At 61.4% G+C, this 20,241-nt stretch carries 20 protein-coding genes; 7 read left to right on the plus strand and 13 right to left on the minus strand.

From position 1 onward, the window contains the following. Positions 1-6: 6 nt before the first annotated feature. The 9 genes from AC3EA7_RS02865 to tatA form a co-directional block, all read right to left on the minus strand. Positions 7-636: a phosphatase PAP2 family protein gene (locus AC3EA7_RS02865; RefSeq protein ID WP_488612517.1), complete on the minus strand. Its 630-nt coding sequence runs from the start codon at positions 634-636 to the stop codon at positions 7-9. Beyond that, positions 608-1,810: a glycosyltransferase family 4 protein gene (locus AC3EA7_RS02870; protein WP_488612518.1), complete on the minus strand. Its 1,203-nt coding sequence runs from the start codon at positions 1,808-1,810 to the stop codon at positions 608-610. Before AC3EA7_RS02870 ends, AC3EA7_RS02865 begins: the two co-directional genes overlap by 29 nt. Before the next feature lie 16 nt (positions 1,811-1,826). Next, positions 1,827-2,903: a lysylphosphatidylglycerol synthase transmembrane domain-containing protein gene (locus tag AC3EA7_RS02875; RefSeq protein WP_488612519.1), complete on the minus strand. Its 1,077-nt coding sequence runs from the start codon at positions 2,901-2,903 to the stop codon at positions 1,827-1,829. 94 nt (positions 2,904-2,997) lie between these two features. Continuing rightward, positions 2,998-3,951: an NAD-dependent epimerase/dehydratase family protein gene (locus AC3EA7_RS02880; protein WP_488612520.1), complete on the minus strand. Its 954-nt coding sequence runs from the start codon at positions 3,949-3,951 to the stop codon at positions 2,998-3,000. After that, complete coding sequence (locus AC3EA7_RS02885) at positions 3,903-5,405, minus strand: O-antigen ligase family protein (RefSeq protein WP_488612521.1); 1,503 nt, start codon at positions 5,403-5,405, stop codon at positions 3,903-3,905. Before AC3EA7_RS02885 ends, AC3EA7_RS02880 begins: the two co-directional genes overlap by 49 nt. Positions 5,406-5,418: 13 nt before the next feature. After that, positions 5,419-6,372, minus strand: coding sequence for a UDP-glucuronic acid decarboxylase family protein (locus AC3EA7_RS02890; protein WP_488612563.1), 954 nt, complete (start codon positions 6,370-6,372; stop codon positions 5,419-5,421). Between the two features lie 474 nt (positions 6,373-6,846). Then, a complete protein-coding gene (locus AC3EA7_RS02895; RefSeq protein ID WP_488612522.1) occupies positions 6,847-8,355 on the minus strand; it encodes a sugar transferase in 1,509 nt (502 codons plus the stop codon). Positions 8,356-8,426: 71 nt separating this feature from the next. Further along, a complete protein-coding gene (obgE, locus tag AC3EA7_RS02900) occupies positions 8,427-9,746 on the minus strand; it encodes a GTPase ObgE (RefSeq protein WP_488612523.1) in 1,320 nt (439 codons plus the stop codon). Positions 9,747-9,869: 123 nt separating this feature from the next. Continuing rightward, positions 9,870-10,073, minus strand: coding sequence for a twin-arginine translocase TatA/TatE family subunit (gene tatA, locus AC3EA7_RS02905; protein WP_488612524.1), 204 nt, complete (start codon positions 10,071-10,073; stop codon positions 9,870-9,872). 614 nt (positions 10,074-10,687) lie between these two features. On the opposite strand from tatA, the gene AC3EA7_RS02910 reads away from it, so the two are divergent. The 7 genes from AC3EA7_RS02910 to AC3EA7_RS02940 all read left to right on the plus strand — a co-directional run bounded on the left by AC3EA7_RS02910 (position 10,688) and on the right by AC3EA7_RS02940 (position 16,257). After that, entirely contained in the window at positions 10,688-11,458 is a 771-nt protein-coding gene (locus tag AC3EA7_RS02910) for an energy-coupling factor ABC transporter ATP-binding protein (RefSeq protein WP_488612525.1), read from the plus strand. Between the two features lie 7 nt (positions 11,459-11,465). Beyond that, complete coding sequence (locus tag AC3EA7_RS02915) at positions 11,466-12,653, plus strand: cysteine desulfurase family protein (protein WP_488612526.1); 1,188 nt, start codon at positions 11,466-11,468, stop codon at positions 12,651-12,653. Between the two features lie 254 nt (positions 12,654-12,907). Further along, complete coding sequence (locus tag AC3EA7_RS02920) at positions 12,908-13,162, plus strand: FeoA family protein (RefSeq protein ID WP_488612527.1); 255 nt, start codon at positions 12,908-12,910, stop codon at positions 13,160-13,162. Then, entirely contained in the window at positions 13,149-13,403 is a 255-nt protein-coding gene (locus AC3EA7_RS02925) for a FeoA family protein (RefSeq protein WP_488612528.1), read from the plus strand. Before AC3EA7_RS02920 ends, AC3EA7_RS02925 begins: the two co-directional genes overlap by 14 nt. Continuing rightward, positions 13,403-13,933 carry a FeoB small GTPase domain-containing protein gene (locus AC3EA7_RS02930; protein WP_488612529.1) on the plus strand — a complete coding sequence of 177 codons (531 nt, stop codon included), beginning with the start codon at positions 13,403-13,405 and terminating at the stop codon, positions 13,931-13,933. Before AC3EA7_RS02925 ends, AC3EA7_RS02930 begins: the two co-directional genes overlap by 1 nt. Positions 13,934-13,947: 14 nt before the next feature. After that, on the plus strand, positions 13,948-15,663 hold the full coding sequence (feoB, locus tag AC3EA7_RS02935; RefSeq protein ID WP_488612530.1) for a ferrous iron transport protein B: 1,716 nt from the start codon (positions 13,948-13,950) through the stop codon (positions 15,661-15,663). Between the two features lie 294 nt (positions 15,664-15,957). Then, positions 15,958-16,257 carry a FeoC-like transcriptional regulator gene (locus AC3EA7_RS02940; RefSeq protein ID WP_488612531.1) on the plus strand — a complete coding sequence of 100 codons (300 nt, stop codon included), beginning with the start codon at positions 15,958-15,960 and terminating at the stop codon, positions 16,255-16,257. On the opposite strand, the gene AC3EA7_RS02945 is transcribed toward AC3EA7_RS02940, so the two are convergent. The 4 genes from AC3EA7_RS02945 to AC3EA7_RS02960 form a co-directional block, all read right to left on the minus strand. After that, positions 16,235-17,638 carry an FAD-dependent oxidoreductase gene (locus AC3EA7_RS02945; protein WP_488612532.1) on the minus strand — a complete coding sequence of 468 codons (1,404 nt, stop codon included), beginning with the start codon at positions 17,636-17,638 and terminating at the stop codon, positions 16,235-16,237. The two genes, AC3EA7_RS02940 and AC3EA7_RS02945, sit on opposite strands and share 23 nt — an antisense overlap. 186 nt (positions 17,639-17,824) lie before the next feature. Continuing rightward, on the minus strand, positions 17,825-18,556 hold the full coding sequence (locus AC3EA7_RS02950) for an SCO1664 family protein (RefSeq protein ID WP_488612533.1): 732 nt from the start codon (positions 18,554-18,556) through the stop codon (positions 17,825-17,827). 1 nt (position 18,557) lies between these two features. Then, positions 18,558-19,070 (minus strand): DUF3090 family protein, encoded by a 513-nt coding sequence (locus AC3EA7_RS02955; protein ID WP_488612534.1) that lies wholly within the window; start codon positions 19,068-19,070, stop codon positions 18,558-18,560. Positions 19,071-19,097: 27 nt separating this feature from the next. Next, positions 19,098-19,835: an MSMEG_4193 family putative phosphomutase gene (locus AC3EA7_RS02960; protein WP_488612535.1), complete on the minus strand. Its 738-nt coding sequence runs from the start codon at positions 19,833-19,835 to the stop codon at positions 19,098-19,100. Positions 19,836-20,241: the final 406 nt, after the last annotated feature.

The following is a 20,241-nucleotide window of genomic DNA, read 5'->3' on the forward strand; positions in this document are numbered from 1 at the left end:
GCGAACCTATGCCAGCGCCAGGAATGAGGCGACGACGACCACTGCGGCGACTGCCAGACCGGCGATGACCTGCCCCGGCGTATGGTTGCGCGTCCGCACCCGCGCCCAGGCGACGGCGGCGGCGCATATCCAGAACACGATGCCCAAAATATTCGAATGGATAAGCGCCAGGGTTGCCAGCGCGCCAATTGCCGCACCGTGCATGCTGATCTTCCAGCTCAGATTGATCAGACCGCAGATGATCCCGATGCCCAGCATGCCGACCGTCAGCGCCAGAAACGGTCGCGGCGCACCCAGCGCCAGCAGCAGGACAATCGTCAACAAGACCGATACCGTGCCGAAAATATACAGTTCGTTACGCTCGTGGCGCACCGACACATCGGCGTCACTGAATCGCCCCTGACGCAGACGTACCAGATAGTACACCAGCGATGGCACGGTTTGCACTGCAATAATGCCGCCGAACCATGCCAGCCCCGCCTCGTCGGGCGTCTGAAGACCGATCAGCAGATAGGCAGCAATGGTGACGAACACGGGGTTGAAGATCTGTGATAGCAATCGGGCAAGAAGAAGACTGCGGCTCTCCATCTCGTCGGAGTCGAGCGCGTCACCGGAGAGCTCTGGTTGTTGCCTCATGCGATGCTCCCGTTGATAACGAGTGATAGTGTTTGATTATCTGTCGGGCAGACGCTTCCCAACGAAACCGTTGCGCCTGTTCCAGCCCCGCCTGTCGCAGGTGATCACGCAGGGCGCTGTCGTTCAGCAGGCGGATCATTCCTTCGGCGAGCGTCGCCACATCATCGGCAGGCGTCAGGAGAGCGGCATTGCCCACCACCTCCGGCAGACTCGAATTGTCGGATGTCATCACCGGCGTCCCGCATGCCAGCGCTTCCAATGGCGGCAAGCCAAACCCCTCGTAGATCGAGGGATACACGAATGCCTGTGCAAGATTATACACGATTGGCAGGTCAGAATCCGCCACAAAGTCGAGCATATGGACCCGACCCCGCAACCGCAGGCGCGCCATGGTCTCGAACACCGGCTGATACATCCACCCCCGCCGGCCGGCAATCACCAGAACGAGATCGTCTTTGCCGGTGTGGCGCAGCGCCGGTTCGATGCGTGCAAAGGCTTCCAGCAGGCGCACCAGATTCTTGCGCGGTTCAATCGTTCCAACGAAGAGAATGAATCGTGATGGCAGACGCAACCGGCGGCGCACCGGCTCACACGCTTCCGGCGGCAGCGGGCGAAACCGTTCGTCAACCGCCGGATAGACCACAGACACGCGCTCAGGGGCGATATTCAGCAGGCGCTGCAGATCGCGCCGGGTCGACTCCGAGTCGGCGATGATAACATCGGCGCGTCGCAGGGCGCGCGGCACAGCATCGCGCAGAAATGCCGCCACGCCGGGAACGGCGCACTCTGGATGCACCATGTACGACAGGTCGTGGATGGTCACGAGCGTGCGAGCGCGCGTCGGCGGCGCCACGAAATCGGGTGCATGCAGAATATCGAGCGGGCCGGTCAGCCATTCGATCGGCAGCGGGAGGCGCAACCGGTGCCAGATTTGCGTCAGGCGGCGGGGCGGCAATGGAATAGGAACCGCGCGGGTGCGCGGGTGGGATGCACAGAGGCGCTGCACCTCTTGCAGGTAGGGCGGAGGAGGAGCGCCGGGAAAGCCAGCCGCATAGAACAGGGTATAGCGAATATCAGGGCTTTGCGCCAGGACTGCGCCGATCAATTCGCGCGTGTAACGCCCAATGCCAGCCCCCTGCCACGCACCCGCCGTAAAATCGATTCCGACGTGCATGCGTCGTCGTCTGTCCTCACCTGCGTTTGCTGACCAGGTACAGGACGAACCCGATCACAACAATGCTCCAGAAATTGATCACCCGGTCGAGCAGCGTGACAGCGCCGCCAAGACTCGTTCCGACCTTGAAGAAGGTGAGCACGCCGGTGATCACCGTTTCGACGACGCCAAGACCGGCGGGTGTAAAGGGAATGGCGGTCAGCAGCGACGATGCCAGCGCGACGAAAATAATCGCCGACAGCGGCAGCGATAACCCTTCGTGGCTGAGCGCCTGGATCACGAAATAGAGCCGCATCCCTTCCAGCAGCCAGACGCCGGATGTCAGCGCAATCAGTTTGGGCAAAATACCCGGACGAAACGAGCGCAGCGCCGCATGTTCGAAGTTGCCGTACACACCGATCAGGCGTTTGGGAATGAACCGCCGAATGACCGGGCTTAACCAGCGCATTCCCGCCAGTCCGCCGACGATGGCCACAACCAGCAGCGCGCCGAAGCCAAACACAATCCGCGTGCTTTCCGGCATCCGCGCGCCGAACGTAAACCACGCCGACAGCACCAGCAACCCGAACAATCCCAGCATGTCGAGGAGGCGTTCGGCAAAGATCGTGCCAAACGTCGCCGAAAACGACACGCGCCCATTCCGTTTGAGCAGGTAGCCGCGGTAAGCGTCGCCGAGCTTGGCCGGCACCACACAGTTGGCAAACCACGAGAGATAGATATATTCGATCAGTGCAGGCAGCGATGCCCAACTTCTGCGCCCTTCGCGCACCGGCACATCGGCATTTTCCAGCAGCATGCGCCAGCGCACGGCGCGCAGCGGAAACGTCAGATAGAAGATGCCAAAACCGGCCAGAAGCAGCCACCCATTGGCGCCGCGCATGTACTGCCACGTCTGCTGCACATCGATATCGAAGCCACGCACAGCAAAGACAACGATGGCAATCGCCAGGGCAAACGAGATGAGGGTGCGCGGGCTGCGCAGCGCTTTTGCCAGAGAGAACCCCTGACGTTCGACCTCCTGAACTTCGGGGGTTTCGGGCGGGTTGACCGATTCTTCGGCGCCTGCATCGCCGCCGACTCGCTCGTTGATCATTGAACCGTCCTCTCGTGGTTCCGTCGGAACTTCCATTGATCTGTCGGAATTGTCTCAGTTGTTCGGAGCGCGTGTGTTGCGCCTATTCCTCCGCTCAGACGCCATACTCACCCCGATACCACGCCCAAAAACGCGCCAGCCCTTCTTCCAGCGGCGTACTCGGCTGAAATCCAAGCATCCGCGCCGCCTTCTCGATCCGGGCATAGGTGATCGGCGGGTCTGCCGCCGGCAGCGGTTGCGCCACAATCCTGGCGCGCAGCCCGGTCACCCGCTCCAGCGTCGTGACGAAATCGATCAACTGCACCGGGCTTGAATGCCCCAGATTGAAGATTTCAAAGGCGTACCCGGAGTCGAGCGCCGCAATCACACCAGACACAATATCATCAATATACGTCCAGTCGCGGTGGATGCCCATGCCGCCATTGAATAACGTAATCGACTTCCCGGCAACCATTGCATCAACGAAGAGATGCGGCGTCATGTCGGGCCGGCCACGCGGACCGTACACGGTGAAGAAGCGCACAATGCGCGTCGGCATGTCATACTGGCGGTGCGCCGTATAAGCCAGCACCTCCGCCGCCTTTTTCGTCGCCGCGTAGTACGACAGCGGTCGGTCGGTCGGCGACTCTTCCGACCAGGGCGTTGGCGACGCGCCATGCACCGATGATGTCGATGCCAGCACCAGACCTTCGACCGCATACCGTGCTGCTGTTTCCAGGATGGTCAGGGTGCCGCGCACATTGACATCTTCATACAGCGCAGGGTTGCGCATCGACGGACGCGGACCCGCCATCGCGCCGATATGCGCTACCCGCTGTGGCCGGTATTGTGCAAAGACGCGATCCATGGTTTCCGCATCCCGAAAATCCGCCTCAACCAGCGTATAACCGGGATGCGTCAGCGCATGCGCGATGTTGCGCCGCTTCCGTTCCGGATCGTAGTAGTCGTTGAAGTTATCGACACTCACCACCTGATCGCCACGCGCCAGCAACGCATCGCTCAGGTGACTGCCAATGAACCCTGCTCCGCCTGTGATGAGGTAGCGCATTGTGGTTGAATATCTTCGGTGTAGCGCGCAATCGCGCCAATCACTGCCCACATGACTGTCAGTTGAATGCCAAAATTGAGTACGTGCAGGTTCTCGAACAGGTTATGCCCCGCTGCTGCTGTGATGATACCACATCCACCGACTGCTACGCTGTACAAAACGGGATCGGTTGCGCGTCGAAGCGCGCACAACGTCTGCCGGATCACCCCGCCGATCAGCGCCAGGTATGCCACAAGCCCGATTATTCCGGCTTCCGCTGCCATGTGCAGGTAGTAATTGTGGGCATGCCCGCGACTCGCATACCACGCGCCAACGGCAAACTCCGGGTACGCCACTGAGTAATTGCCGGGACCGACGCCGAACAACGGTGCAGAGCGGAACATCTCCCACCCCGCCTGGAGGTGCGCCATACGTTCGACAACTGCGAAATTCTCTGGCGTTACGGTCGCTGTCGAAGCATCGAACCAGGCCACACTCCGCCAGATGCTCGCCAGACGCACAATCAACGCTTCGGGAAGCGCGCCTGTGACGGCGAGCAGCGCCATAGCCACGCCTGCTGCCGTCAGCCCCAGGAGAACCGGTAGCGTGCGCCTGCCCAGACTCAGCGCCATGCCCACTACCCCGATTGCAGCGCCGATCCAGGCGCCGCGCGAGAACGAAGCAAGCAGCGCCGCCAGCACCACCCCGGCAATGCCCCACAGGATCGCTGCCAGCCTCCAGCGCCCCGCGGCGGTCCGGCGCGGCTGCGTGCCGTTGCGCCAGGCGCTGCCGGTCATCATCATCGCCAGCGCGAGCGCCAGCGGCCATGCCATGTTCAGGTATCCTGCAAACGCGTTTGGTTGGCCGATGGTGCCATACGCCCGCACATACGGCAGATCAGGCGCAATACGGAAGGTCGGCGGACCATCGCCGGTTGCGAACTGCACGATGCCGATGCCGGCACATGCCGCCGGAGCGATCAGCAGGCACGCCAGCAGATAGATGATATGCCAGCGCCGCGTAATGGTGCTCGCTGCCGCCATCCAGACAACCGCTGCAACACCCCAGCGCAACGTCTCACGCAGCGCTTCCGTGCGCGAATACGGAGTGGTGCTGGCAGAGAGCAGCAGCGCAAAGAGCAATCCGCCCCACAAAAGCAACAGATCGGCAGGCAGCATGCGCTGCTCAGCGCGCGCCAGGGTATGGAACGTCCAGCTTCCCAGCGTCAGCAGCACCGCAGCCTGCGTGACCGAAAGCCCTCCAGGAAGGACGACCAGTTCCTGCACCGGCACCGATAGCACCGTCATTCCCACTGCCAGAACCGGATGCGCCAGCGCCAGGAGTAGCGTCAGCGCCGCACCCGCAATCAGCGCCAGCTGCTCGAATGGGACGAGCGCCAGCAGGACCCCCAGCGCAATGGCGCCTCCCCAGACGGTCATTGGCGTTGATGAGGAAGGGGACGGTGCAGTGGTCATGCCCATACGCATCTCACGGCAATTCCCCGCGTTTGCGCAGCTCTTCACGAAACCAGGGGACGGTGCGGCGCAAGCCTTCTTCAAGACCGACACGCGGCTCCCAGCCCAGAATCCGGCGCGCTTTGGAAATATCCGGCTGGCGCACCTGCGGATCGTCCTGCGTGCGCAGGTCTTTGTACACCACGCCAGCCTTGTTGCCGGTCAACTGATTGACCAGTTCGGCGAACGCCTTGATGGTAAACTCACCGGGATTACCGATATTGACCGGCTCGACTTCGTCGGACATGAGCAGGCGATAGACCCCTTCCACCAGATCATCGACGTACTGAAAGGATCGGGTTTGCGAACCATCGCCGTAGATCGTCAGCGGTTCGCCACGCAGCGCCTGTTGAATGAAATTAGGCACCACCCGACCATCGCGGAGGCGCATGCGCGGACCATAGGTATTGAAAATGCGCACAATGCGCGTCTCGACGCCGTGATAGCGATGGTATGCCATGGTCATCGCCTCGGCGAAGCGTTTGGCTTCATCGTACACGCCGCGTGGACCAATGGGGTTGACATGCCCGTAGTACGTTTCGGGTTGCGGATGCACCTGTGGATCGCCATACACTTCCGACGTCGATGCGAGCAGGAAACGCGCTTTTTTGTCCTTTGCCAGCCCTAATGCCTTGTGCGTCCCCAGCGCGCCGACTTTCAGCGTTTGAATCGGCAACTCCAGGTAATCGACCGGCGATGCGGGTGAGGCGAAGTGCAAAATGGCATCGAGCGGACCCTCGACGAAAATATAATTCGTCACATCGTGCTTGATGAAACTGAATCGTGGATGACCGGCAAGATGGGCAATATTGTCGGTGTTGCCGGTGATCAGATTGTCCATCGCAACGACGGTATGACCTTCCGCCAGAAATCGATCACACAAATGGGAACCAAGAAAACCAGCGCCGCCAGTGATCAGGACACGCATAGGCATACACCCTCTTCATTCATTGCTGGCATGCTACCGGAGTTTGGTGAGGAATCCGTGACTCTGCTCATCACCGCGGTGAACAACCCGTTATCGTTGGAGCAGCGCCATTGTGGTGCAATGGCGCTTCCAGGCGAGCGCCCACAGGGGGCGCCCCTACGATGGCGCCTCCCACGGGCGCCCCCGCACAGCCTGCAACATGCAACCGGCGCCGTCCCCTTTTTTGACGTATATCCGAAGGGGGTTGCGGTGCAACGCCCCTCTGCGGCAGCGCTTCGATGTGCAACGGATGACTGCGGGCGAGGCAGCGCCTCGCCCCTGCCCTTCCCACATTCAACATTCAACCTGCAACCTTTCCGCCTGCAACTGTGTAGCAATTTTTCGACGCGCTTGTGGAAGAAGCCATTCAACATTCAACCTGCAACCTTTCCGCCTGCAACCCTCTCGCCTCTTCCCTCGTCCCTCGCGCCTCCCTCAATACGCCCCGCGCCCGGAAACAACCACCGGGATTGTCTGCAGCAGAATGCGCAGATCCATGCCGGGGGTCCAGTTTTCGGTATAGAAAATGTCGAGACGCACCATTTCGTCGAATGAAATGTCGCTGCGCCCCAACACCTGCGATAAGCCGGTCAACCCCGGCACAACCGTCAATCGGCGATAGTGCCAGTCTTCGTACTGCGCCACTTCTTCAGGCGTCGCCGGGCGGGGTCCAACCCAACTCATATCACCGCGCAGGATATTCCACAATTGCGGAAGTTCGTCCAGGCTATAACGTCGCAGCACGCGCCCGAAGCGCGTCATGCGCGGATCGTTGCGCATTTTGAAGAGCGGACCATCGGCTTCGTTCAGCGCAGCGAGTTCCGCTTTGCGCTCTTCGGCATCAACGACCATGGTGCGAAACTTGTAGCAGATGAACGGGCGTCCATCACGCCCAATCCGGCGCTGACGGAAAATCGCCGGTCCAGGCGAGTCGAGGCGCACCATGAGCGCAATCGCCGCCCCAAGCGGAAGCACCAGCGGCAGCGAAATCAATGTCAGCGCCAGATCCATCGCCCGTTTGACCACCAGGTTCCAGCCGCGCAGCGAGACTTCTTTCAAGCCAATCAGCGGAATGCCGCTCAGATTGCCGATATCGATCCGGTCGAAGCTCAATTCGTACAGATCGGGAACGACACGAAACTCGACCCCGGCGTAGCGACAAGCGGCCACCAGGTCGGGAAGGCGATGATGTTCCCAGAACGGCAGCGCCAGGATGACCAGATCGATATCCCCGCCGCGAAGACAGATCTCGAGGTCGCCGATCCGTCCGATCTGTCGAAAATGCATGGTTCGTCGGTTCGGCGCCGTATCACGATCATCGAGAAAACCGACGAGCGCATACCCCAGATCGGGTTGCGCCACCAGACTCTCCATCACCTCGCGCCCCAGACCGGTATTGCCGACCACCAGCACCCGTTCACGGTCGATGCCGCGCACCCAACGCCAGCGGCGTATCCCGATCAGCACGGCGCGCCATCCGGCGAGGAGCGCGATAATCGTTCCCCAGGCAAACGCAAAGATCAGGCGCGAGTAGAACTCGGATGGCTTGTACAGAAAAACGACCACGATCAGGATGGCGATGCCGGTCGTCGTCGAGCCGACGATAATGCTGGCGTGGTCGAGCACGCCGGCCGTGCGCGGCAGGCGATACAGCCCGCGCATGGCGAACTGAACAATCAATAATGTTGCCAGAAGGAGCGCAAATGGCGCAAAGGCGCTGAGCGGCACAAAGTTCTGCGCCTGCACTTCGCGCACCAGTTGATCGAATGGCGGGGGCCAGTCGAGTTCGTAGCGCATCAGATAGGCGATGGCAAAACCTGCCAGGATCAGGCAGGCGTCGAACAGAGGCAGCAGCGCGCCAACGGGTGCCTTTCGGCGACGACGGCTTGGGAGCAGAGCACGAGCGACAGATGCGGCTGTCGTCGCCTCAGTTGTTCTTTTCACCGTCGGCTCCTTCTGAACAACACGGTTCATCCGATCGCAGTCGGTCGCATTGTACGTCATCGAGTTCCGGCTTAACGGACACCGGGCATACGGTAGGTTATTTCGCCGTCCTCCCAGTCGAACGCCGCTTTTTCGATATACAGCACATCGCCATTCTGGATGCCGGCCTCCTGTAGTGCCGCACCGATTCCACTCGCTTCAAGCACGCGCTGAATGCGCATGATCGCGTCCGGTTGAGCAAAGTTGGTCATCGATATCAAGCGTTCGATGCGGCGCCCGCGCACCCGCCAGCCATCCTCTGCTCGCTCGATCGTGTACAGGCGTTCATCCACCTCTGGCACGGGCCAGGTGAGCGTTTCGTCACGCATCGCGCGGAGCGGCGCAGGCATCGCTTTGAGCCGTTCAGCGACGCGCTGCAACAGCATATCCACACCCTGCCGCGTCGCTGCCGAGATGACGAAGATATCGCACTCAGGCAGCGGAATAGCGGCGCGCAGCTGTTCCAGGTTCGCCTGCGCTTCGGGCAGATCGGCTTTGTTCAGCGCAACCACCTGAGGCCGCTGCGCCAGTTCGGGTTGATAGAGACGCAATTCTTCATTGATGGCGTAAAAGTCGCTCACCGGATCGCGCCCGTCCACGCCGGCAGCATCGATCATGTGAATGAGCAGGCGGGTGCGCTCGATATGGCGCAGAAAACTGAATCCTAATCCGACGCCGCGGTGCGCTCCTTCGATCAACCCCGGAATATCAGCCACAACGAACGAGTACTCTCCGACTTCGACGACCCCCAGATTTGGTTGCAGGGTGGTAAAGGGGTACGGGGCAATTTTCGGGCGCGCCGCGCTGATCACCGACAGTAATGTGGATTTGCCTGCATTTGGGAAACCAACCAACCCGACGTCGGCAAGGAGTTTGAGTTCGAGTTCGATCTCACGGCGTTCACCCGGCTCGCCAAGTTCGGCGATACGCGGAACCTGATAACTCGACGTGGCAAAATGGACATTCCCCAACCCGCCGCGCCCGCCGCGTGCGGCGAGCAGCCGGAGTCCAGGAGCGTCGAGATCGACGCTGTACGTCTCGCCATCAATAATGGTCCGCGCTACCGTGCCGACCGGCACGCGAATAAAGACATCGCGCCCATTCCGCCCATGCTTGCGTGATCGTCCGCCATTGCCGCCGCGCTCGGCAATAAAGCGTGTGCGTTCGCGGAAGGGCAGCAGCGTGTTGAGCCCTGGATCGGCAACCAGATAGACATGCCCGCCGCGCCCGCCATCGCCGCCATCGGGCCCGCCGCGCGGCACATACTTCTCGCGGCGGAAGGTTGCGGCACCATCGCCGCCATCGCCAGCCTGCACGAAGATTCGAGCGTAGTCGTAAAAATCGCCAGCCATAGACCCTGTACCAAACACAACGACGCCAGCCACAGAGCGAAACAATCACACTGCGGCTGGCGCCGGCTCGTCTGCGCGCGGGCCGCATCTATCGCGCAGCGCCACGGGTGCACAACAAGCGAGTCAGACTTTTGTTTCGGCTTTCTTGTCCGTCGGCTCGTTCTCCTCGGCTTTGTTCGCGGCAACGTCGTCGTCGCGTACGGCTTTACGGAATGCTTTGATGCTGCCGCCGAGCGCGCTTGCAACGCCAGTGATGCGTGAAGCGCCGAACAACAACAGGACAATGATCAGAATGATAACCAGTTCGCCGACCCCTAGCGTTGGCATGACATGTCTCCTCGTTCCACGTGCTGCGCCGGTGCGCGATTGCTAACCAATAGCTCTACTGCGTCTTCTGGTATTATACCGCAGCAGAAGGGGATGTCAAACGAAATGCGCAAACGTGCAACGATAAAGACGTGCGGGTTCAGGTCGAGATCGGGCGTGAAGGGAACACGACGCGGATGCGACGGATGCGCACGGATCATCATGACGGAAAGCGATTGATGCTCTGTGCGTCCATCTCGAACCGTGCGTTCCTGCTATACACTGCGCCAGCCTGCGGTGAGCGCTTCAAACTGCCGGAGCGTCCAAACCTGCCCATGGGTCCAGGCATGAATGGTCAGGTGGCAACCCGCCGCTCAGCCCGACGCTGAATCGTCGGGCTGAGCGCACGAAGGGCGCGGTCGCGCCCTCGCTCCGGCGCATGCGCCCACACCGCGCCAGCCGCGCGTCAGCGGGGCTGCGTCCACGCAGCGCGGACGTTCACGTCTGCGCGGACGCCGTCTGCCAGAACCGCAGTGGTTCCTGTCACATCATGCCTGCCCCCCCCGCCCATTCGCCGCTCGTCAACAGTTGCAAAGCGCGCTACAATATAAAGAGGAGCAAGTGCTGTCAGAGTCATGTCTATGCTTCTTCCCGATCTCGCGGTTGGTGCATCGCTCTCCGCCGACTCCGCACCGTTGCTGCTGATCGACGATCTGCACTTCGCCTATCCCGATGGGCGCGTGGCGCTGCGAGGCGTCAATTTGCACATCGCACGCGGCGAGAAGGTGGCGCTAGTTGGACCGAACGGCGCCGGTAAGAGCACGCTTTTGCTGCACCTCAACGGCGTTCTGCGCGGCAACGGGCGCGTCGAAGTCGCTGGCATGCCGGTGAATGACCACACTCTGCCGCAGGTGCGCGCGCGGGTCGGTCTCGTGTTCCACAATCCTGACGATCAGTTGTTTTCGCCGACAGTCTTTGAGGACGTGGCGTTCGGTCCGCTGCACATGGGGTTGGCGGCAGGCGAGGTGCGCGTACGGGTCGAACGGGCGCTGGCAATGGTCGGGATGAGCGCGTATCAGGAGCGGCATCCGTACCATCTGAGTACGGGGGAAAAGAAGCGTGTCGCCATTGCGACGGTACTGGCGATGGAACCGGAGATTCTGGCGTTCGATGAGCCTTCCTCCGGTCTCGATCCGCGAGCGCGCCGCGGATTGATCGATCTGCTGCGCAATCTGCCGCTGACGATGCTGGTTTCGTCGCACGATATGGCGATGGTGCAGGAATTATTCGACCGGATGGTCATTATGGACGAAGGGCGCGTCGTCGCTGATGGCAGCGTGACGACGCTGCTCGCCGATCAGGCGCTGCTCGAAGCGCACGGTCTGGAAATGCCCTGGAACAAGTGAGGAATGTGTGACTGGACGACTGATTTATCTCGACCACGCAGCGACGACGCCAGTCGATCCGGCGGTGCTCGAGGCGATGCTGCCCTACTTTACCACGCATTTTGGCAATCCCTCGAGCATCTACCGCGCCGGGCGCGCCGCACTGCACGCGCTCGATGAGGCGCGCGATCAGGTGGCGTCGATTCTGGGTGCGTCGCCGCGTGACATTATCTTTACCGGCAGTGGCTCCGAGAGCAATAACCTGGCGATCCGCGGCGTCGCGCTGGCGCAACGTCAGGCGGGGCGCGGCGCGCATATCATTACCAGTGCGATTGAGCATCATGCGGTGCTCCATACCGTCGAACACTTGCAGGCATTCGGGTTTGAGGCGACTATTCTGCCGGTTGATGGCGATGGTTTGGTGCAGCCCGACGACCTGCGCGCGGCGTTGCGCCCGGATACGGCGCTGGTGTCGATTATGTATGCCAATAACGAAATCGGCACAATTCAGCCGATTGCCGAACTTGGCGCCATCTGCCGCGAGCGTGGCGTTCCGTTTCATACCGATGCAGTGCAGGCGCCGGGTGCGCTGCCGCTCGATGTATGTGCGCTCAATGTCGATCTCATGACGATCGCTGCGCACAAGTTCTATGGTCCCAAAGGTGTCGGCGCACTCTACGTCCGCCGGGGTACGCCGCTGCTGCCGCAGATCACCGGCGGCGGGCAGGAACGACGGCGGCGCGCAGGCACCGAGAATGTGCCCGGTATCGTCGGCATGGCGACGGCGTTGCGGTTGGCGGAAGAGCGTCGCGTCAGCGACAGCGCTCACTGTGCGCGCCTGCGCGACCGGTTGGTGAAAGGCGTGCTGGAGCGGGTTCCAGGGGCGCGCCTCAACGGGCATCCGACGCGCCGCCTGCCGAACAATGCCAGTCTGTCGTTCGAGGGGGTAGAGGGCGAGAGTATTCTGTTGCTGCTCGATCGACACGGCATTGCGGCATCGAGCGGGTCTGCCTGCACCAGCGGCTCGCTGGAGCCGTCGCATGTGCTGCTGGCATTGGCGCGCGCAACCGGCTCACAGACAGCGCCGGAAGTCGCCGCCGCACTTCCCGGCGCTGTGCGCTTCACCTTCGGACGCGACAACACCGACGCCGATGTGGATGTCGTGCTCGATGTTCTGCCCGGCATCATCGCCCAGTTGCGCGAGATGGCGGGATAGATATTCGCTTGCAACTCGCAACGTTCCTCCCCAAGACCCTTGAGGTTAGATAAGCGGCGAAGACCTCAAGGGTCGGATACGTTCGCACCTGCACCCCCGCTCGCCTCCTGCGTCGCTTTTTCTTTCCTCACGGTTGTTCATTTGCCACTTGTTGTCATGATCATGAGTCTGTATAACGGAAGTTAAGGCGCACCCTAACTGTTTGATCGATTTCCATGAGGAATACCAGAACATTCCTTGCAAAGGACGCGCATATGTCTGATGGAACCACTGTCACCCTTGATCAACTTGCCCGTGGTGGCAGCGCTATCATTGTGCGAGTGGGAGGCGATCGCGCGTTGCGGCGGCGGCTGCTCGATATGGGGCTTGTCCATGGCGAAACGGTGACATTAACGAGGATGGCGCCGCTCGGTGATCCGCTCGAACTGACCATCAAGGGGTATCATCTGTCGTTGCGCAAGAGCGACGCGCGTTGTATTCAGGTGGAGCCGATTGATGCAACTGCATAATCAATCTCTTCCGCTGATGTACGTCGGTCAGGGAGTGCGCACACGATTGGTTGGCATCAGCGGCAGCCAGCGCACCGCGCACCGCCTGGCGGAACTCGGCTTCGTTCCCGGTGTCGAGTTGTCGGTGGTGGCCGATAGCGGCAGTGCACTGATGGTTGCCATCGGCGACACGCGCCTGGCGCTCGGCTATCCGCTGGCGCAGGCGCTGCTCGTTGCTGTGCTGGAAAAGGGGGCTTCCTGATGACTGACGTGATTGTGGCGCTTGCTGGCAATCCGAACGTCGGCAAAAGCACAATCTTCAATGCGCTGACCGGTTTGCAACAACACGTCGGCAACTGGCCCGGCAAGACGGTCGAACGCAAAGAGGGGCGGCTGGTTCTCAACGGTCGGACAGTCACGATTGTCGATCTCCCCGGTGCATACAGTCTGGCGGCGCGTTCGCTCGAGGAGCAGATCGCCCGCGACTTCATCGTGCGCGACCGTCCCGATCTGGTGATTAATGTCGTGGACGCTGCGAACCTGGAACGCAATCTGTATCTGACGACGCAACTTCTCGAAACCGGTGTGCGTTTGCTGGTGGCGTTGAATATGATCGATGTCGCAGCGGCGCGCGGGATGACAATCAACCCCGATGCGCTTGCCAGCGGACTGGGGGCGCCGGTGGCGCCGCTGGTTGCCAGCAAAGGAGAAGGACTGGCGGCGCTAAAAGAAGCGCTGGCGACTCTCATTGCCGGGCTGGAGGTGCGTCAGACAACACAAAGGGTGGCATGATGACAACGTCGGCAATGTCTTTCAATCAGGCGCCGTTTCGCTATCCCCCGCCAATTGAGACGGAGCTGAACCGGCTGGCAGACCTGTTTGCGCAGACGCCCGGGCTGGCGGATGTGTACCCACCGCGCTGGTTGGCGATCCAGGCGCTCGAAGGCGATGAGACACTGATGCACGATATTCGTCGCCTTGGCGGTTCTGCCGTTGCAGCGGCGCTGGACGAAAGTCTGGAGCGATTGCGCGCCGTCTATGGCGATGATCTGGATGTTGCACTCGTTGATCAGCGGTACCGTTTCGTTCACACGATTGCCACGCAGGCGGTGCGCCGTCCCTCCACAGCGCCGGTGACCCTTTCAGACCGCATCGACCGTGTGGTGACGCATCGCTGGCTGGGGATTCCGATCTTCCTGGCAGTGATGTGGGTGGTGTTCAAACTGACCACCGATGTTGCCTCGCCGTTTGTGGACTGGCTCGACAGCGTGTTGAGCGGTCCGGTCAGCCGGTGGGTTGTGGCGTTGCTGGCGCTGTTCGGCGCCGATGGCGGATGGATCGAGTCGCTCATGGTCGATGGTGTGGTTGCCGGCGTCGGCGGGATCCTGGCGTTCGTACCGGTGCTGCTGACGCTGTACTTCGCGCTGGCAGTGCTGGAAGACTCTGGCTACATGGCGCGCGCTGCCTTTGTGATGGACCGGTTGATGCGCGCGCTTGGTTTGCACGGCAAGAGTTTTCTGCCGATGATTGTCGGCTTCGGTTGCTCGGTGCCGGCGATCTACGCCACGCGCACGCTCGATAGCCGCCGCGACCGGATTCTCACCGGTCTTCTGGTTCCGTTCATGAGTTGCAGTGCGCGATTGCCGGTCTACGTACTGATCGCAATGATCTTTTTCCCTGCACAGGCGGGGCAGGTGATCTTCGGGTTGTATCTCACCGGTATTGCGGTTGCGGTTGGAATGGGGGCATTATTGCGTCATACCCTGTTCCGTCATCAACCGCAGACGCCATTCGTTCTGGAGTTGCCGCCATACCGTATGCCGACGCTCCGTAGCGTCTGGCGACAGATGTGGGAACGCACATCGTCGTTTATCCGCAAGGCAGGGACGGTTATTCTGGCGACCAGCATCATTGTCTGGCTGCTGCTGGCCATTCCGGTTAGCGGCGAGGGGCGGTTTGGCGACACGCCGGTTGATCAGAGTGCGTTTGCTGCGGTTGCGAATGGCGTAACGCCGGTGTTTGCGCCGCTTGGCTTCGGTCGATGGGAGACGAGCGGCGCCCTGGTAACCGGTCTGATCGCCAAAGAGGTGGTTGTCGGCACGCTGGCGCAGGTCTATGGCGGCGCAGAAGAGAAAGAAGGCGCGCCGGTCGAGGAACCAGCAACGCTCGCCGACGACCTGACCGGCATCGCCAGCGGTTTTGGCGCAGCGGCCGGCGATGCGCTGCGCGCCTTGCCGGGCATCGTTGGCATCAATCTGGTCGAGGCGGAAGAAGAACCGGTGGCGGAAGGACTGGCGACCGCTATTCGCGCCGGGTTCATGGCGAGCAGCGGCGGTCACGGGGCGCTGGCGGCGCTGGCGTTTCTGGTGTTTGTGCTCCTGTACACGCCGTGTGTGGCGGCGCTGGCAGCCAATCGGCATGAGTTTGGCGCGCCCTGGATGCTGGTCAGCCTGCTGGGGCAGTTCGCCATTGCCTGGCTGGCGGCGTTCATTGTGTTCCAGGGCGGGTTAGTTTTGAGATGAGGTGAGAGGCAAGAGGCGAGAGGCAAGAGGCGAGGGGCGAGAGGTGAGAGGCAAGAGGCGAGGGGCGAGAGGCGAGGGGCGAGAGGCGAGGGGCGAGAGGTGAGAGGCAAGAGGCGAGGGGCAAGAGGCGAGGGGCAAGAGGGGAAGCAGGTTGCCGGTGCGAACGTATCCGACCTTGAGGTCTTTGCCGCAGATCGATGGATGTGATGGAACCGTCCTGGCGGAACGATCCTCGCTCTCTGGGCGGGCGAATCCTGACCTCGAGGGTCTTGGGGAGGGGGTAAGGCGCGAAATATGCTTTATCAGATTCTCGAAGCAATCGAACAGACGAACGGACCGGTATCACTCGACGAGTTGAGCCGACGGCTTCAGATCGAAGCGAGCGCGCTCGAAGAGATGATCACCTTCTGGGTGCGCAAAGGTCGCCTGAAAGATACGTCCGTCGCCGGTTGCAGCGGCGGCAGACGTGGCTGCACCTGCGGCGCGTACCCAAATGGGTGCGTCTTCAGCCATACCGGTCCGCGCGTCATTACCCTGCTCGATGCATCCCCTGCCAGAGAGCGCAGGAAATCTACGAGTTCTTCCCGTGAATAACCTCGAGCATCTCGGGCACAGTTGTCACCTTGACGCGCGGGCGTCCCTGTTCGGCGCCACGCGCGGTTTCGTAAGAGTCGAGGCGCTTCCAGTCTTCATAGGTGACAAAATCGGGTTTGCGCACGCGCAGCAGTGCGATGATACGTTCTGGATCGCGGTTTTCATCGGGAATGCCGGGCAGTTTCGGCAGGTCTTCGACCATTGATGCGACAGTGGCGACCGCATCGGGTTTGTTGGTGCCGATGACGCCAGAGGGTCCCCGCTTCGCCCAGCCGACCACATACTCGCCGAGAACGACTTCATCGTCGCGTGGGCGAATGACGCGCCCATTGACATTCGGGATGATGAAGGACCCCTCCTGGAACGGCACGCCCGGCAGCGGTATGCCGCGGTAGCCGACCGATCGCAGCACCAGCCCGGCTTCGATAGTGTCGTACACGCCAATGCCCTTTGCGCGCAGCCCGCCTTGCTTATCCACCACCAGCTCGTTGCGCTCCACCTTCACCCGCACGACACGTCCATCTTCGCCGATCAGCTCGACCGGCGACGTCAGGAAGCGCATTCGGATGCGCCGGGGGGCGTTGTGTTCCGCGCGTGCAGCGTAGGAGCGCAGAATCTCGACATTGCGCGCCGCCGACTTGTCGGTCTTCACGTGCTCGGCGCTCAGCGGATCGAGTTCCAGGTCCGCAGGATCGACGATGACATCGACGCCTTCCAATTCGCCGAGTTCCTTGATTTCGGCGTTGGTGAACGCCGCCTGCGCCGGTCCGCGGCGACCCAGCATCACTACTTCGCGCACCTTGCTCTGGCGCAACGCTTCGAGCGCATAATCGGCAATATCGGTCTTTGCCAGTTTGTCGGGGTTAGTCACCAGAATGCGCGCCACATCGATCGCCACGTTGCCGTTGCCGACCACCACTGCGCGCTCGTGCGACAGATCGAACGTCATGCTGCAATAATCGGGGTGACCGTTGTACCAGCCGACAAACGCCGTCGCCGGGTAACTGCCGATCAGGTCTTCGCCGGGAATGCCCATGCGCCGGTCGGACGGCGCGCCGACGGCATAGATGATCTGGTCGTAGAGTTGCTTCAGATCCTCGTGGGTGACATCCGTCCCAAACGTGACATTGCCGAAGTAGCGCACTCGCGGATCGGCAGCGATCCGATCATAGATGCGCGTCACCGACTTGATCGACTGATGATCGGGTGCAACGCCTTCGCGCACCAGTCCGTATGGCGTCGGGAAGCGATTGAACATATCGATCAAACAGACGAGATTGGGCTGCTTGAGCAACGCTTCAGCAGCATAAAACCCGGCCGGGCCAGCGCCAATGATGGCAATGCGCACAGGGCGCCCCTCTGTTCCCAATTGTGCGTCCACGCTACAATCTCCCCTTTCTTCCAGAATGCAACGACTCAGGCACACGCGCGGCTCAACACCCATCGGCGGCCGCGTCATCGACGGTCGCGCGTCACGATTGTGATATATGGAACAGGTACTAGTGATTATACCACGGATGTGGGGACCGCTTGATCGTTCATTTGGTGGGGAACAGGATAATTTCTCCTAGACAGGAGGCCAGGGGATGCTGCGGGCGGCGCCAGGGTCAGGGTAGCAGCCGGTATCGATCAGGCGGTCGAGGCGGCGGCGGAAGGCGCGCACTTCTTCGGGGGCAAGCAGCCCTTCGAGCGTGCGGATGAAATGTCCGCCGTTGCGAACATCTTCGCGCAGCGCGCAGAGATCGGTCATAATTTCTTTGCAGATCGGCTCACCGGCGAAGTCCCACAGCACCGTTCGCAGTTTTGGCTCGACGTGGAAACAGATGCCGTGATCAATCGCCCAGAGTCGCCCGTCTGTCCCTTTCAGGCAGTGACCACTCTTGCGGTCAGCGTTGTTGGAAAGGATATCGAAGGCGGCCAGGCGCGCGAGTTGATCGTCGTAGCCGCCTTCTTTCTGCATCGTGAACAGGTGCGCGTCCTGGTCGCAGTCGATGTACAGTTGCACCGAGCCGTACCCATACGGTCCGTCGCGCAGGACGGTTGGCGGAACGAGCGACCAGCCGAGCGCTTCGCTGAGCAGGAATGCGGCGAACTCGCGCTGGCAGAGCGTCCCGCGCGGAAAATCCCATAGCGGGCGCTCGCCGCGACGCGGCTTGTACACGGCAAGCCCCTCCAGATCGCCGTCGCGCACGGTGACGAGCAAGGTGTAGTTGCTGCTCCAGGGCATCATCCCCTGGATTTGCATCTCACCTTTTGCCAGCAACGCCAGCACTTCGCCAATACTCAACTCGTTGCTCATGTCAGTTCATCTGGGGGCAGAAGTGACCGCCGGGATCGATAGGACGACCACAGTTGCCACAGATTTTGCGCCCGCGCGCCACCACGTTTGCCGCATGATCGCTGAGGGCGCGCATCTGTTGACGAGAAGCGCCAAAGCGCGCCGTTGGCGGCTCTTCCTCACCCTCTTCTTCGCGGTATCCCTGCATCACCAGGATGACCATATCGCGCTCGGCATCGTATCCGATCCCTATCTGTGCAATACGAAAACGTGGCTCAATCGGTTCTTCCAGGTTCATATCGCTGACCAGCAAGAGATCGTCGGACGAGGAAAGCAACGGATTCTTTTCCGCCAGTTCTTCGAGCAGGCGATCGATTGCCTGCGCCAGCGCGCGAACCTGTTCTTTTTCCGCAATCAGCGATACCAGCTCGCGCCCGCGGCGCGCCTGGATATAGAAGACGCGCTGCCCCAGCGGACCGACTGCGCTTGCCGTGATGCGCGTCACCGGGTCGAGATCATAGGTGAACTTTGCCATAGTGATATGCCAATACAATGCGTGACGCTACGCCGGTGACGCAGCGCTGGTCGCCTCAGTCGCCGGCGCAGCGACGCCGTTCCCGGACGCCGCTTCGGGCGCCTGTTCGGGTGAAGGCGCACTTTCAGAGGCTGCGGGTGGGGCTTCTTCCGGCTTGGGCTTCAGATGCGCCAGCGAGCCGGTGTCGTTATACGCCAGCAACCGCGGTCCCATCCGGGTGAAACCGATCGCTGTCACTGAGCAGGTAGCGACTTCGAGCCGCTGAAACAGGTCGATGTGAATGCCGATGTAATACGCTGTTGCCAGGCGAATCGCATCCGCATGCGAAACGACGGCGATCACCCCTTTCGGGTGGCGTGCGCGCAGTGCGTCGAGCGCAGCAACAATGCGCATTTGGGTCTCACCCAGCGTTTCGCCGTTCGGGAAGCGGGTTCCGCTGGGATAATGCTGAACACCGGGCCATAATTCGTGTTTGTACAGTTCCTTGAGTTCAGCGCCCTGCCACTCGCCGTAATCGACCTCTTGCAGCGCCTCGACCAGTCGAATCGGCAGACTGCGCGGTGCGGCAATGGCTTCCGCCGTTTCGACCGTCCGATCCAGCGGGCTGGAGTACACCGCCTCGATCGGCAGGTCCGCCAGGCGCGCCGCCAGATGAGCCGCCTGACGCCGCCCCTCTTCATTCAGCCGCACCCCGGGAAGCCGACCCGCAAGCCGACCGTGCACCATGTCGTTCGCGCCATGACGAATCAGCAGCAGTACTGTCACGCTTTTGTCCTTTTGAATATTTCTCTCTAGTACTATACCATAATTCAACGGCGCTTCAAAGGGAAGAGGCGGCGTGACATGTGTTCATACTTCTCCTGAGAGTGAGGGCATCGCGCCCTCGAACACGGACGCAGGCGGGACGCCTGTGTTCCCCGGCGGATGCTTGCGCTGATGCAGGCGGAATGCCTGTGTTTCCAGGCGGGATGCCTGCGCTCTCAGGTGTACGGAGTTACTCAACGATGAACACGTGCATGGAAGTGCAATCGTGCGTTGACCGGAACCATCGCGTTCCGGCGGACCACAACCGCATGGGTGCGCACTTCGTGCTATCAGCCCAACGCCGAGGCTTCGGGCAGCGCGATGGGCTGCCGCTGGACCCATCTCCTGGTCTCGCATACCGTACCGG

The sequence above is a fragment of the Roseiflexus sp. genome (genome assembly GCF_057785375.1).

What these genes read in the sequence shown, in the direction of transcription:
- AC3EA7_RS02870 (WP_488612518.1), bottom strand. Translation starts at nt 1,810, where the DNA reads ATGCACGTCGGAATCGATTTTACGGCGGGTGCGTGGCAGGGGGCTGGC.
- AC3EA7_RS02885 (WP_488612521.1), bottom strand. Translation starts at nt 5,405, where the DNA reads ATGACCACTGCACCGTCCCCTTCCTCATCAACGCCAATGACCGTCTGG.
- AC3EA7_RS02930 (WP_488612529.1), top strand. Translation starts at nt 13,403, where the DNA reads ATGACTGACGTGATTGTGGCGCTTGCTGGCAATCCGAACGTCGGCAAA.
- AC3EA7_RS02875 (WP_488612519.1), bottom strand. Translation starts at nt 2,903, where the DNA reads ATGATCAACGAGCGAGTCGGCGGCGATGCAGGCGCCGAAGAATCGGTC.
- feoB (WP_488612530.1), top strand. Translation starts at nt 13,948, where the DNA reads ATGTCTTTCAATCAGGCGCCGTTTCGCTATCCCCCGCCAATTGAGACG.
- AC3EA7_RS02910 (WP_488612525.1), top strand. Translation starts at nt 10,688, where the DNA reads ATGTCTATGCTTCTTCCCGATCTCGCGGTTGGTGCATCGCTCTCCGCC.
- AC3EA7_RS02940 (WP_488612531.1), top strand. Translation starts at nt 15,958, where the DNA reads ATGCTTTATCAGATTCTCGAAGCAATCGAACAGACGAACGGACCGGTA.
- obgE (WP_488612523.1), bottom strand. Translation starts at nt 9,746, where the DNA reads ATGGCTGGCGATTTTTACGACTACGCTCGAATCTTCGTGCAGGCTGGC.
- AC3EA7_RS02880 (WP_488612520.1), bottom strand. Translation starts at nt 3,951, where the DNA reads ATGCGCTACCTCATCACAGGCGGAGCAGGGTTCATTGGCAGTCACCTG.
- AC3EA7_RS02925 (WP_488612528.1), top strand. Translation starts at nt 13,149, where the DNA reads ATGCAACTGCATAATCAATCTCTTCCGCTGATGTACGTCGGTCAGGGA.
- AC3EA7_RS02865 (WP_488612517.1), bottom strand. Translation starts at nt 636, where the DNA reads ATGAGGCAACAACCAGAGCTCTCCGGTGACGCGCTCGACTCCGACGAG.
- AC3EA7_RS02950 (WP_488612533.1), bottom strand. Translation starts at nt 18,556, where the DNA reads ATGAGCAACGAGTTGAGTATTGGCGAAGTGCTGGCGTTGCTGGCAAAA.
- AC3EA7_RS02955 (WP_488612534.1), bottom strand. Translation starts at nt 19,070, where the DNA reads ATGGCAAAGTTCACCTATGATCTCGACCCGGTGACGCGCATCACGGCA.
- tatA (WP_488612524.1), bottom strand. Translation starts at nt 10,073, where the DNA reads ATGCCAACGCTAGGGGTCGGCGAACTGGTTATCATTCTGATCATTGTC.
- AC3EA7_RS02920 (WP_488612527.1), top strand. Translation starts at nt 12,908, where the DNA reads ATGTCTGATGGAACCACTGTCACCCTTGATCAACTTGCCCGTGGTGGC.
- AC3EA7_RS02890 (WP_488612563.1), bottom strand. Translation starts at nt 6,372, where the DNA reads ATGCGTGTCCTGATCACTGGCGGCGCTGGTTTTCTTGGTTCCCATTTG.